Origin of the sequence: Thiogranum longum, assembly GCF_004339085.1 — a bacterium.
GTDB classification, from domain to species: domain Bacteria; phylum Pseudomonadota; class Gammaproteobacteria; order DSM-19610; family DSM-19610; genus Thiogranum; species Thiogranum longum.
The window spans coordinates 734,947-747,805 of the sequence record NZ_SMFX01000001.1 but is presented as its reverse complement, the minus strand read 5'-3'; the positions used below and the strand labels follow the sequence as shown (position 1 = coordinate 747,805).

General features: G+C 51.9%; 13 protein-coding genes and 1 pseudogene. 5 read left to right on the top strand and 9 right to left on the bottom strand.

Annotated features, from left to right (window positions below; all coding sequences use genetic code 11):
* Positions 1–15 precede the first annotated feature (15 nt).
* The 6 genes from DFR30_RS03705 to DFR30_RS03680 form a co-directional block, all read right to left on the bottom strand.
* The gene (locus DFR30_RS03705; RefSeq protein WP_132971389.1) at positions 16–990 is read right to left on the bottom strand and encodes an MBL fold metallo-hydrolase; all 975 of its coding nucleotides are present in this window, start codon (positions 988–990) and stop codon (positions 16–18) included.
* A gap of 77 nt (positions 991–1,067) precedes the next feature.
* The gene (locus DFR30_RS03700) at positions 1,068–1,493 is read right to left on the bottom strand and encodes a DUF4124 domain-containing protein (RefSeq protein WP_132971388.1); all 426 of its coding nucleotides are present in this window, start codon (positions 1,491–1,493) and stop codon (positions 1,068–1,070) included.
* Between the two features lie 78 nt (positions 1,494–1,571).
* A complete protein-coding gene (tadA, locus tag DFR30_RS03695) occupies positions 1,572–2,033 on the bottom strand; it encodes a tRNA adenosine(34) deaminase TadA (RefSeq protein WP_132971387.1) in 462 nt (153 codons plus the stop codon).
* A gap of 115 nt (positions 2,034–2,148) precedes the next feature.
* Positions 2,149–2,340 carry a peptide-methionine (S)-S-oxide reductase gene (locus DFR30_RS03690; protein WP_207891798.1) on the bottom strand — a complete coding sequence of 64 codons (192 nt, stop codon included), beginning with the start codon at positions 2,338–2,340 and terminating at the stop codon, positions 2,149–2,151.
* Positions 2,330–2,791 carry a peptide-methionine (R)-S-oxide reductase MsrB gene (msrB, locus tag DFR30_RS03685; RefSeq protein WP_132971386.1) on the bottom strand — a complete coding sequence of 154 codons (462 nt, stop codon included), beginning with the start codon at positions 2,789–2,791 and terminating at the stop codon, positions 2,330–2,332. The genes DFR30_RS03690 and msrB overlap by 11 nt, the downstream gene beginning before the upstream one ends.
* Before the next feature lie 11 nt (positions 2,792–2,802).
* A complete protein-coding gene (locus DFR30_RS03680; protein ID WP_132971385.1) occupies positions 2,803–3,693 on the bottom strand; it encodes a LysR family transcriptional regulator in 891 nt (296 codons plus the stop codon).
* A 221-nt stretch (positions 3,694–3,914) separates the two neighbouring features.
* Between DFR30_RS03680 and DFR30_RS03675 the strand changes: the two genes are divergently transcribed.
* The 4 genes from DFR30_RS03675 to DFR30_RS03655 all read left to right on the top strand — a co-directional run bounded on the left by DFR30_RS03675 (position 3,915) and on the right by DFR30_RS03655 (position 7,680).
* Positions 3,915–5,390, top strand: a complete 1,476-nt coding sequence (locus tag DFR30_RS03675; RefSeq protein WP_132971384.1) for a ribulose-bisphosphate carboxylase large subunit — start codon at positions 3,915–3,917, stop codon at positions 5,388–5,390.
* Positions 5,391–5,410: 20 nt separating this feature from the next.
* Positions 5,411–5,845, top strand: coding sequence for a ribulose bisphosphate carboxylase small subunit (locus DFR30_RS03670; protein WP_132971383.1), 435 nt, complete (start codon positions 5,411–5,413; stop codon positions 5,843–5,845).
* Positions 5,846–5,959: 114 nt separating this feature from the next.
* On the top strand, positions 5,960–6,901 hold the full coding sequence (cbbX, locus tag DFR30_RS03665) for a CbbX protein (protein ID WP_132971382.1): 942 nt from the start codon (positions 5,960–5,962) through the stop codon (positions 6,899–6,901).
* A 482-nt stretch (positions 6,902–7,383) separates the two neighbouring features.
* Positions 7,384–7,680, top strand: coding sequence for a TusE/DsrC/DsvC family sulfur relay protein (locus DFR30_RS03655; RefSeq protein ID WP_165869080.1), 297 nt, complete (start codon positions 7,384–7,386; stop codon positions 7,678–7,680).
* Between the two features lie 109 nt (positions 7,681–7,789).
* Here the strand turns inward: DFR30_RS03655 and trpB are convergent.
* Positions 7,790–8,968: pseudogene (gene trpB, locus DFR30_RS03650) on the bottom strand (tryptophan synthase subunit beta).
* Between the two features lie 444 nt (positions 8,969–9,412).
* Here trpB and DFR30_RS03645 point away from each other — a divergent pair.
* The gene (locus DFR30_RS03645; protein ID WP_132971379.1) at positions 9,413–10,468 is read left to right on the top strand and encodes a tetratricopeptide repeat protein; all 1,056 of its coding nucleotides are present in this window, start codon (positions 9,413–9,415) and stop codon (positions 10,466–10,468) included.
* Between the two features lie 254 nt (positions 10,469–10,722).
* Here DFR30_RS03645 and DFR30_RS03640 read toward each other — a convergent pair whose 3' ends face one another.
* A complete protein-coding gene (locus DFR30_RS03640) occupies positions 10,723–11,385 on the bottom strand; it encodes a hypothetical protein (RefSeq protein ID WP_132971378.1) in 663 nt (220 codons plus the stop codon).
* Complete coding sequence (locus DFR30_RS03635) at positions 11,382–12,851, bottom strand: lipid biosynthesis B12-binding/radical SAM protein (RefSeq protein WP_132971377.1); 1,470 nt, start codon at positions 12,849–12,851, stop codon at positions 11,382–11,384. The genes DFR30_RS03640 and DFR30_RS03635 overlap by 4 nt, the downstream gene beginning before the upstream one ends.
* Positions 12,852–12,859 lie beyond the last annotated feature (8 nt).

The following is a 12,859-nucleotide window of genomic DNA, read 5'->3' as shown; positions in this document are numbered from 1 at the left end:
AAGGCGGGGCTTGTTTTATTCGAAAGATTCAGCTTCCATCGACAGGTAGACCTGCAGGGCATTGCGCCGGTTGGCTTCACGGAAAGCGGGCAGGTCTTCGTACTGCGACCAGTCGATCGTGTCGTATACCTCATCGAACTGGATCATCTCTTCGACCGCTGCGCCCATCGACTCACGCAAATAGGCCAGGTAGCGGCGCATGTCAGAAATAGCACGGTTGGGGTCGCGCGCGGCGGCGCCGTGACCCGGCACCAGTGCCGTTAGCTTGCGCGTCTCCATACGCTCAAGCACTTCCAGCCAGTGCTTCGAATTGGCATCACCCATAAACGGAATACGCCCTTCGAAAATTATATCGCCGGAAAACAGTACGTCGTCGGGCTCGATATAGAGCGTAAGGTCACCGTCCGAATGCGCTGCGCCCACCGGAACCAGCGTGAACCTCACCCCGCCCAGTTCAAAGGTTTCCTGGCGGTCAATGTAGCGATCCGGTTCCACCAGCCGGGTAACATCATTGACCCAGGGATCCAGTGACAGGCGACGTTCTTCCAGTCGCTCTGCTGCGGCCTCGGAACGCAAATATGATTCCGCACCGGCCGGCGCCCAGACTTCCGCACCTTCCTCCTCGAATACCTGCAAACCATAAATATGATCTGCGTGGTAGTGACTGGTTATTACCCGCACGATCGGCTTGTCACTGATATCGCGGATCAGTCCCAGCAGCTTGTACGCCAGCGAGGGTGTGCCGAGGCTGTCAAATACCACGATACCGGCATCCGTAATAACAACACCGGCATTGGAGATAAAACCTTCATTATCAGTTGCTATACCTGCCCTGCCCTGCACAAAATAAACATGCTCCGAAACCTTCTGCAGTTTCATATCGACATGGCTGGGTGCATACGGTTCCTCACCAGCCAGAACTGACATCACCGGTTGTGCCAGCAGCACAAGCAGGAAGATAACAAACCGTTTGCGTAGATATTCAGACATGCAGCATTCCTGTTTTTGGTGGCTTCCGGGGTTTGACGCAAAACACGGCGTATTGTTCCAACACTCCCGCCGGAGGCTCACGAACAAAATTGCCGCAGAAACTCTCTGTGATTGTCGCGCTTGCGGTGCAGACTTTCACCTTCCCCCAGGTTGTAGCCACGACGCAACTTTGCGCGAACCGCTTCCAGTTTTTTCCTCCGGGCCCAGCAGGCACGTGATTCCTTTGCCGGTTCCGTCCTTTCGGCCATTGGCTTGCGGCGCCGTGCAGCATCCTTTTTCCGGTACTGCTTCAGCAGCGCCTGTTCACCCGGACGCAACGGTGACCAGCCACTGCGCCTGTCTTTTAACGCTATCGGCCTGTCTTCGCTGTGGCAGCGAATTTGCTGGTAACTGATGTGACCATTCGCCTGCACACAGCGATAAATATCGGCACGCACAGTGGACACCGGAAATAGCACAACAGCAAGAATAACCATGAATACAGGGAAGTGGTGTATACGCATTGTTTCCTCCATGAAACAATATCGGGAACAGGCTATCCAGCCTTCTGGCACCAGCGTAACAGATGTATCAGGAGATTTTCACTCCCTACGCCTGTCGCGGAAAAACCCCTGCAACAGGGCCGCGCTCTCATCTGCCAGCACCCCGCCTTCCGGTTCGATACGATGATTCAGTCCCTGCGTGTCGAGAGCGTGTGTTGTACTGTTGATGGCACCACGTTTGGGATCACTGGCGCCATACACCAGCCTGCCGATACGCGCATGAACCATCGCACCGGCACACATCAGACAGGGCTCCAGGGTGACGTACAGGGTTGCACCGGTGAGACGGTAATTGTTAGTACGTTTTGCCGCATCGCGCAGTGCGACCACTTCGGCGTGCGCAGTGGGGTCATTGGTGGAGATGGGTCGGTTCCAGCCTTCGCCGATCACCACACCATCACGGACAATAACGGCGCCAACCGGAACTTCATCCTGTTCCGCCGCCTGCTGAGCCAGGTTCAGCGCATGGCGCATCCAGTGGGTATCTTCATTTTCCTGCACGGTAACGCTCGATGGCTCGCTCTTTCAGGATCTATTGCTGATAGACACTGAAAATCAATGACTCAATAGTACCATTCCGCAGATAGAGAATTAAGGATTGCGGCCGATCCCACAATCAGGCTGGAATAGTCCTGTCGAACGCGATCTTGATTGCCTCGGCATGGCTGCCGTGATTGCGGCAGGTCGCATGGGGTACATCGCCGCCGCTGTAACCGACGCGCGTGCGCACCACGCCCGGCTGTTTGCGGATCAAATCCTGCATTCCCCAGAAACAGCCGCCTGCCAGAAACGCCTTTTCAATCGCCATGATTTTCTCCCGTGACCAGCGGAATAAATTCCGCGTAGCCCTGCGCCGCCATCTCGTCCAGTGGCACGAAACGCAAGGATGCCGAATTGATGCAATAGCGCAGCCCTCCGCGCTCCGAAGGCCCATCGGGAAAGACATGCCCCAGATGACTGTCGCCATGGGTCGAACGCACTTCGATACGAATCATATTGTGACCGGTGTCGCGTACCTCGTTGATGAAATCATCCGACACCGGCTTGCTGAAGCTGGGCCAGCCACAGCCTGCATCGAACTTGTCTGCCGAGGTAAACAGCGGCTCGCCGGACACGACATCAACGTAGAGGCCCGGCGCTCCGTTGTGCAGATACTCGCCGCTGCCTGGCCGTTCGGTGGCGCTTTCCTGGGTCACACGAAACTGCTCGGCATTGAGTCTGGCAATGGCTTCCGGGTCTTTTTTATATCGTTGTGCCATGTCCTCACCTGCTAATGTTCGGATTGATGCAGAAACTCCAGAAAAGTACGCGCAATGATTGTTAACTGTCGGCCCACTGGATAGACAACATACCACTGACGCAGTATCGGAAAGCCTTGCACGTCAAGAATGCAGATCTTCGTTGCGCGTGGTTCATGATGAAGTGCGTGACGAGAAAGTATCGATACGCCCAGGCCACCGATAACAGCTTGTTTGATGGCTTCGTTACTGCCCAGTTCCATACGCACGTTTAATTCCAGGCCATGCTCGTCAAACAAGCGCTTTACAACCTTGCGTGTACCGGAACCGGCTTCGCGCACCAGAAATGGCTCTTCTGAAAAGCGTTCCAGTGTAATGTTCTTTTCATCCGCAAGCGGGTGATCAACAGGCGCGAGCGCCACCAACGGGTTATCCAGAAATGGCTGAGACTCAACATGCAAATCTTCAGGCGGTTGGCCCAGTACGTATAAATCATCCAGGTTTTCTTCAAGCCGGATAAGCGCTTGTTCGCGATTAGTGACATTCAGCGATGCTTCAACTCCAGGGAATCGCTTGCAGAAGGTCCCAAGCAGGCTCGGCACAAAGTACTTTGCCGTTGTTACAATGGTAATCCTGAGCTTACCCTTCTTTAATCCCTGCAGGTCGGCGACCATCATTTCGTAACGATCAAGTTCCGAAAATATCTCAGTACACGTATGCAACAGCTCTTTACCGGCATCAGTGAGATAAAGCTGGCTGCCAATGCGTTCAAATTGTGGCGTACCGATGTGGTCGGTTAGCTTCTTCATCTGCATCGACACGGTGGGTTGGGTAAGAAACAGCTCCTCCGCTGCACGCGTAAAGCTCATGTGCCTGGCGATGGCCTCGAAAATCTGCAGTTGTCGGAACGTGGAACGACGCATACACCCCCCTTTCTTTCAATAGCCTATCATCTATGTTGTGTATTGAAAACATCTACTTTTACTTATCGCTTAATGCAGTAAGAATGATTGGCACTCGAGTTATGGGGCGGTCGTAAATCATTTTTGCCAGCTTACTCACTGTCGTTTCAACTGGTTAAAGGTGATTACAGAAAATAGCGTTGAGTTCACTTTAACCTAATAATCATTAGAGGCGTTTGTATATGGTTTCCGAAACAATGAAGGAAGGTAAGGAGCGCTACAAATCTGGCGTTATCCCGTATAAAAAGATGGGCTATTGGGAGCCCGATTACGAAATTAAAGACACAGACGTGCTCGCGGTGTTTCGTATCACACCACAAAAAGGTGTGGAGCCAGACGAATGCGCCGCAGCGGTAGCAGGCGAATCCTCCACCGCGACCTGGACCGTTGTCTGGACGGATCGACTGACGGCATGTGAAATGTATCGCGCCAAGGCGTATCGCGTTGACCTGGTGCCGAACACCGGACCGGGCACCGATAACGAGGCACAATATTTCGCCTACATTGCTTATGATATCGATCTGTTTGAAGGCGGCTCGATAGCCAACCTGACGGCTTCCATTATCGGTAACGTCTTCGGCATGAAAGCGGTGAAGGCCTTGCGCCTGGAAGACATGCGCATCCCCGTAGCCTACCTGAAAACGTTCCAGGGCCCCGCCACCGGTGTCATTGTAGAACGTGAGCGCATGGACAAGTTTGGCCGCCCGTTATTGGGTGCGACAACCAAACCAAAGTTGGGGCTGTCTGGCCGCAACTACGGACGCGTCGTCTATGAAGCACTGAAAGGCGGTCTGGACTTCATGAAAGATGACGAGAACATCAACTCGCAACCTTTCATGCACTGGCGTGATCGTTTCCTGTATTGCATGGACGCGGTAAACAAGGCCTCAGCTGCAACCGGTGAAGTCAAAGGGCACTACATGAATGTCACCGCTGGCACCATGGAAGAAATGTATGAGCGCGCCGAGTTCGCAAAGAACCTGGGTTCGGTCATCATTATGATCGACCTGGTAATCGGTTATACCGCGATTCAGTCCATGGCCAAGTGGGCACGCGCTAATGACATGATCCTGCATTTGCACCGTGCCGGTAACTCGACGTACTCACGCCAGAAAAATCATGGCATGAGTTTCCGGGTCATTTGCAAATGGATGCGCATGGCGGGCGTGGATCATATTCACGCCGGTACCGTCGTCGGAAAACTCGAAGGCGATCCATTGATGATCCGTGGTTACTACGACACCTTGCTCGATACCCATACGAAAATGCAGCTCGAAAAAGGTATTTTCTTCGATCAGGACTGGGCCTCATTGAATAAATGCATGCCTGTTGCCTCGGGCGGTATTCATGCCGGTCAAATGCATCAGCTCATCCACTATCTGGGCGAAGATGTTGTGCTGCAATTTGGTGGCGGCACGATCGGTCATCCGGATGGTATCCAGGCAGGCGCAGTGGCAAACCGGACAGCACTGGAAGTCATGATCCAGGCACGTAACGAAGGTCGTGATATCTGGAACGAAGGCCCACAGATACTGGATGATGCGGCTAAATGGTGTTCCCCACTCAAGGCAGGTCTGGATACATGGAAAGACATTACGTTTAACTATGAATCCACCGACAGCCCTGACTTTGTCCCTACCGCTACCGGCAGCGTCTAATCGAAAAGGAGAATCACGTTATGATGACCAATCAAGGCAATCGTGTTACCCAGGGACAGTTTTCCTTTTTACCGGACTTGACGGATGAGCAAATCACGTTACAAATCAAATACGCTCTGGACAAGGGGTGGGCGCTGAGTGTTGAATACACCGATGATCCGCATCCACGCAACACTTACTGGGAAATGTTTGGCAACCCGATGTTTGATCTGAAAGATCCCGCCGGGATCATGATGGAAGTCAATGCATGTCGCAAGACATTCCCCAATTACTATATCCGGGTTGGCGCATTTAGCGCAGTGCAGGGTGTAGAGAGTGTCACCATGTCTTACATCGTTAACAGACCCAAGAATGAACCTGGCTTCGGGCTGATTCGCCAGGAAACTGAAGGTCGAACCATGCGCTACACCATTAAACCGTATGTAACGGATAAACCGGAAGCAGAACGCTATTAGCAATGGCTTATTTCAAGCGGCATAAATAAAAACACAAAATGAACGATTACGCTGGCCGGTGAGCTGTTTCACCTGCCAGCGTTTTTTTAATCGGTTTAAACTGGAGCTGTTGGAATGAACGATATAGATGATTCAAATAGCGAGCAGGATAAAATTATTTTACCTGATGATGCGTCTGTTGATCTTAAGGCTGAATTCGAAGCCTCTAATGTAAAAGAAGTACTCGACAAGCTTGATCGTGAGCTCATCGGGCTGAAACCTGTAAAAACACGCATACGTGAAATCGCCGCACTATTACTGGTCGATCGGCTGCGTAAACAGTTTGCGCTGTCATCCGTGACGCCCACGCTGCATATGAATTTTACCGGCAATCCCGGCACAGGGAAGACAACTGTTGCCCTGCGTATGGCAGAAATATTACATCGTCTGGGGTACGTACGGGAAGGTCATCTGGTCTCTGTTACGCGGGATGATTTAGTGGGTCAATACATTGGCCACACTGCGCCAAAGACAAAAGAAGTTATAAAAAAGGCCATGGGTGGCGTGTTGTTTATCGACGAAGCTTATTACCTGTACAAACCCGAAAACGAGCGCGACTATGGCGCCGAGTCGATAGAAATATTACTGCAGGTCATGGAAAATAATCGTGATGATCTGGTCGTAATACTCGCCGGGTACAAGGACCGTATGGACAAGTTTTTCCACAGCAACCCTGGCATGCGCTCGCGTGTTGCACATCACCTGGATTTCCCCGACTACAGTGCTGACGAACTTCTCGCAATAGGCAAGTTGATGCTGGCTGATCAAAACTATCGATTAAGTCCTGATGCTGAAAAAGCATTTTTGGAATATCTCACCTTGCGTATGAATCTGGAGCACTTTGCCAATGCCCGCTCGGTGCGTAATGCCCTGGACCGTGCGCGACTGAGGCAGGCGAATCGACTGTTTAACAGCAATAGAAAAACACTGAATAAAACCGATCTCATTACGATAGAAGCGGAAGATATACTGGCAAGTCGGGTGTTCACCAATGGCACACTCGACGTCACTGATTAGCGTGCCGCTAAAATAACCTGACAGCTACAACTGCCCTATGGATACATCTGATGAACCCGTCCCGTTACATACCAGGCCCAAGAGAATGGAGGCAGCGTGCTTCAACCAGGCACGCCTTGCCTTGCTGCGTCTGGGAAATCCTTTACGGGTGGAATTGACGCGACATCGTGGCCTGGCAGTTATCCTGCATGACGATTACTGGCTCTGTGTAGACAGTAATGCGAGTGATCAGTTGGTTATGGCATGGCGTGAATTTGAAATTCAGGCCCGCACAAACCTGCATGAACCCATATCATGTAACCTGTACTTATATCATTATTGCGCCGGGCTCATTATGGGATCCGCTCTGGATGACTTGCATCAGGCTATCGACATGATGATACGAACGGTAAGGGACAGGCCACGGTTTGCTATCACCTGACAAACGGGAGCGGCCCGGCCCTTATAACCACATCATGAACAAGACAATGGGAGAATCACCGATGGACGTGGAATTCAACGCAGCCGGGTTTCTGAAGAATCCGGACGACTGGAACGAAGACGTCATGCGCTTCATCGCCGAACGGGAAGGCATCGAACTGACTGACGAGATCATCGACTATGTCACGTCTGCGCGACACTACTACCAGGAAAATGCCGTGGTGCCCCCGCTGCGCGAATTCTCCAAGATGCACGGCGGCGACCGCAAGGGCTCCCACCTCAACAAACTGTTCCACGGCGGCCCGATGAAGAAGATCGCCATGCTGGGCGGGCTGCCACAGCCGACGGGCTGCGTGTAATCACGCTCCGCTTCGGCTCTGACCGCGGTCAGCTCGTACTCGACCTCGGCCGGCGACCTGAGATATTGCAGGTGAACAGCAGGCTCCCTTTTAATGTTTATAGGTGCAATTATAACGACAGCATTTCTGCCACAAAATCAGCATCCTTGTCACCACGCCCCGACAGGTTAATCAAAATGTTTTTATCAACCGGCATGTCCTTTGCGATCTTCATGGCGTAGGCAACAGCATGCGCACTCTCAAGTGCCGGGATAATACCCTCGGTGCGTGACAGGGTCATAAAAGCTTCCAGGCATTCTTTATCGTCAATAGTTTCATAACGCACGCGCTTGATATCTTTCAAATAACAATGCTGTGGACCCACACCAGGATAATCGAGTCCAGAGGCAATTGAATAAACAGGCAGCGGGTTTCCGTTATCATCCTGCAGGCTTTAACACTCAAAGCCGTGAATCGCACCCTTGGTACCCCTGGTTAATGTTGCTGCATGATCCGGCGTATTCAGGCCTTTACCTGCCGGCTCAACCCCAATAAGTTCCACTGTCTCATCGTTGATAAATGCGGTAAACAGACCAATCGCATTAGAGCCTCCACCAACGCAGGCCATGGCAATATCCGGTAGTTTCCCATGAGAAGAGATAAATTGCTGACGTGCTTCGACTCCAACAATACTCTGGAAATCACGCACCATTTTTGGGAATGGATGTGGCCCGACAACAGAACCAATCGCATAAAAATAATTGGCCGGGTCTTTAAGATATTCTTCAAAAGCACTATCAACAGCATCTTTCAGGGTGCGCGTACCCCGGTCTACCGGTACCAGCTTACAACCCAGTATTTTCATTTTCGTGACATTGGGGTGCTCTTTTTCAATATCAATCTCACCCATGTGAATTTCACATTCGATATCGACCAGTGCGCAGGCTGTTGCCAGTGCCACACCATGTTGCCCGGCGCCGGTTTCGGCCAGGACTTTTGTTTTACCCATGTGCTTGGCAAGTAATGCTTCGCCCAGGCAGTGGTTGATCTTGTGCGCACCAGTATGGTTAAGGTCTTCACGTTTCAGAAAGATTTGCGCGCCACCCACCTTATCACTGAGCCTCTTTGCATGAAAAATCGGGCTCGGCCTGCCTACATAATTAGCATAGAGTGCGCCTAACTCATTTTTGTAGGCATCGGTATCTCGAATTTCTTCGTAAGCATCATTGATATCATCCATGACAGCTTTTAACTCAGGCGGAATAATCTGCCCGCCATATTCACCAAAATAACCGTTCTCATCTGGCATGGGTAGAAATTCAAGTGACATAGGACACACTCCTTAAAAGAAAGATAACCAGTAAGTCGACAATAGACAGTCTTTGTTTTTGCATTGAATATTAAAGCACGTTTTAAGTGATGTTTGGCTATCCATACAGAGAGGAAAATTACACCATCAAACACCGCTATTCCTATCAGCCAAATTCCGTGTCACTGGACCATGTTTACTCGTTTACATTTATTACTAGCTGGATGTATCGAGTACACATTGCCGACAACCCGCCCACTTTTCTCCACAGTCGGCTCCATTTCTGCCGCACGGCATTCTGCGCTCAATCTCTATGTTATTTCGGGAATCTATCGGTATGACACAACGACTGTGGAGTTTGGTGGCCTGATATTTGCATTGTTTAATTGGCGGCAAAACTGATGACCGTTCGTAAATAACGGGCTTACAAGGCGGAGAAATACCATGGCAACGCAGATGAACGGGAACAAGCTTGCGAAACTGTTCCGGCAAGCGGCAGCAGCTCACCAGGCTCAACAGTATCGTGAAGCGCAAGCGGGGTATCAGAAGATACTCAAATGGGTTCCGGATGATTCGGATGTGCTGCATTTGCTGGGGCAGAGTCTGATTCAGGATGGGCGTCCGGACAGGGCTATACGCTGGCTGAAAAAGGCGGTTGCAACGAATCCGGCCAGTGCCGATGCGTTTTACGACCTTGGCCTGGCTTATCGCAAGTCCGGGCAGAATGCCGAGGCTGTCCAGGCATATCAGCGTGTCCTGAAATTAAAGCCGGACACCCTGAACGCTCATCTCTCGTTGGTCGAAATCAAATTCCCGGGTGAACATTACACCGCTGTATTGAGAGATCTACATCGACACCTGAAACCGGAAACCTATATTGAGATAGGCGTAGAGACTGGTCAATCTATTGCACTGGCAGAACCCCGGACACTTTGTCTCGGCGTTGATCCGGAGCCTGAAATCTCACATGAATTACCACCAAAATGCAGGATATTCCCCCAGACCAGCGACTCATTCTTTGATGAACACAATGTAAGAGAGCTTCTGGGCCAGCGCGCGGTAGACTTTGCCTTTATCGATGGCATGCATGTATTTGAGGCTGCATTGCGTGATTTTATTAACGTTGAGCGACATGCCAGTCCGGGTAGCGTGGTTGCAATTCATGACTGTATACCGCTTGATGCAGTGACTTCCTCGCGCGAACGAACCACTAATTTCTGGAGCGGGGATATCTGGAAGCTCATACTCTGCCTCAAGAAGTATCGGCCGGATGTGAGTCTGGTCAGCGTTGCTACCAAACCGACAGGGCTTGGCCTGGTGACCGGACTGGATCCTGATAACAGCGTATTAAGCGAAAGCTACGAACAGATTGTGGCAGAGTTTGTGCCGCTGGGTTACGACGATATTGCCGCCCATGAAGTTGAATCGCTGAACGTGATCGATAATGATATGCAGCGGGTTATTCGCTGGATAGGTGAAAGCCGATCAATGGCAGCCTGACACCTTACGGCATAATTTCTATCAGCGTCTCGTCGGGATTGAGACTCTCCCCTTTGCAACCAGGCCAGCAAGACCGCGGTTGGATACATTTATGGCGCTGGTTAACAGATAGACATAACTTATGTCAGCCCGGCCTTACCTAGCCCCTCAATCAAATGCCGCCGCTGCACTGGATCCTGCAGCGGAATAATCTGTTCAATGTGTTCCAGTGAAACTTCTTCACTCGTAATCTTCGCGTATAGAAGATATGCACTTCAGGCCACAAGCGGTTCCGATACTTCTTTCAGAACTTCATCCTTGCGCTGCAGTACCGATTTGCACAGCTCGTCATAGTCTGCACCGACAGCTTCAAACAAGGCCTTTAGATTCAGTCCCATAGCATGGAAAGACCGGTTCAGCGTCTGGATGCGTTCCGGTAGGCGGCCGAGGAAAGCCTCGCGTTCAGCGGGGGCCATGTGTGACAGCTCTTGTTTCAGGCGATTCACGCCAAAGGCGATGTGATCAAGCTCGTCCAGCAGCGGAATGCGCAATGATTCTTTCGTGCCGGGATCGGCGAGCGGCACAACCTGTTCGACCGCATCACTGCCCAGCGCTTCGACACACAGGTACATGTCTGTCAGGAAGTCTCGCCAGTCAAGATGCCGGAAATGACCCAGGATAGTTGCTTCCTGCTGTTTTGAAATAATGGGCGCCTGGCGGGAGCCGAACTTTTCCATCCATTCGCGCTGTATGTTTACGTGCCGGGATTCATCACCGACCTGTTTGGCCAGTCCCAGCCTGGCCGCTTCATCCGGTGCGCTTGCGATACGTTCTGCACAGGCTTCCATAATCAGACGGTCAACCTGGGTGTATAGCACCAGTAGCTGACCCATTGCTGCCCGGTAATCGGAATTCTCTTTTCTATGTTGCAGGTTCATAACAATCTCCTCCGTAGGCCAGGAATACCCCAACTTGTCGTGGGGCGTCGAAATTTGCTGCGGCTGATCTGGCGCATCCAGGAATAACGCAGCAGGCGCCACAACGGACCAGATACGCCCAATGACCGCAGGATGCGCTGGCTGATCGGCAGTAACGGTGGCTCCATGCCTGGCAACACCCAGTTACCTGCCTCTCGTGCCTGCTGTTGCAGGTAGGCGGGCAGGAAGTCCGCAATAGCGGGTTCAATATAGAACGCCGGGGTGAGTCCGATGTCGCTGCCAGTCATTTTTCCGGTGGAAATCAACTGCCCGGCCAGTGGTGTACCCGGATAAACGCGTACACCTGTCATGGCAACCACCGCCGTTGGCCGCATTTCTCGCAGGGCGTGACAGGTATTTCGAATACTGGATTCTGTTTCACCGGGACCGCCAAATATAAGTGTGTGGCAAACACGCAGCCCAGCATCAAGACAATATTGGTTGGCACGAACGACGGTAGCGGCATCAAATGATTTACCCAGCCGCTTGAGTTGGTCGTTATCCACGGCATCGGTGCCAAGTTCAATACCCTCGCAACCGGCCTGTGCCATGAGTTGCGCCTGTCGCCTGTCGAGCTTAACGGGCGTGGCGTAACAACTCCATCTGACGTTCAGTTTGCGCCGCAGGATTTCCTCGCAAATGCCTTCGACATGACCGCGCGGGAAGTTCAGGATGGAATCAACAAAGAAGACAGGGTGTGGGCCATACTTGAGTAACAGCTCCTCGATTTCGTCAACGACATCACGGGCGTCACGTACACGGAACCGGTTGCCTTCCAGTAACGGGTAGGTGCAGTAGTTGCATTTAAATATGCAGCCGCGTTTGGTCTGGATGTTGCCAGTGCCGCCACGACGCACGTAACGGGCATAATCAAACAGGTGGCGTGCCGGCCGCAGCCCATCGCCTTGATTTGTATCCGTCTTCACGGGAGTTTGAACGTGTATACCGTTTGCATGGTCGTGCTTTCGAGCCAGGACGCCGGGTACAATACCCGGGTCATGATTACTATCCAGTGCATCGAGTAATGTGACAAAGGCCTGTTCACCTTCACCCTTGATGCCGAAATCTGCATCAAGTACCTGCATATAGGCCTCGGGTAAAATCGAAAAACCAGAACCCCCGAGTACGACCATTGCGGGAGTGATATCACGTATCGCATCAATAACTTCCCGGTGCAGGGCCAGGTAGTCAACCGTCAGCGGGTAGGCGGCATTATCGACATTGCGCAGCGACAAACCAATGACGTCCGGTTTGAAGGTTCGAATCTTCTGTTGCAGCGCATGTATTGGCCGACTGCCGAAGCAGAGGTCCGTAACGGCTACCTGGTAGCCTGCCTGTCGAACTGCCGTCGCGATATAGGCAAGGCCGAGCGGAAAAATCGGGTCCGGGATATGCTCCCTGTTAGCAGATACGAGTAAAACCCTCACTCACTTTT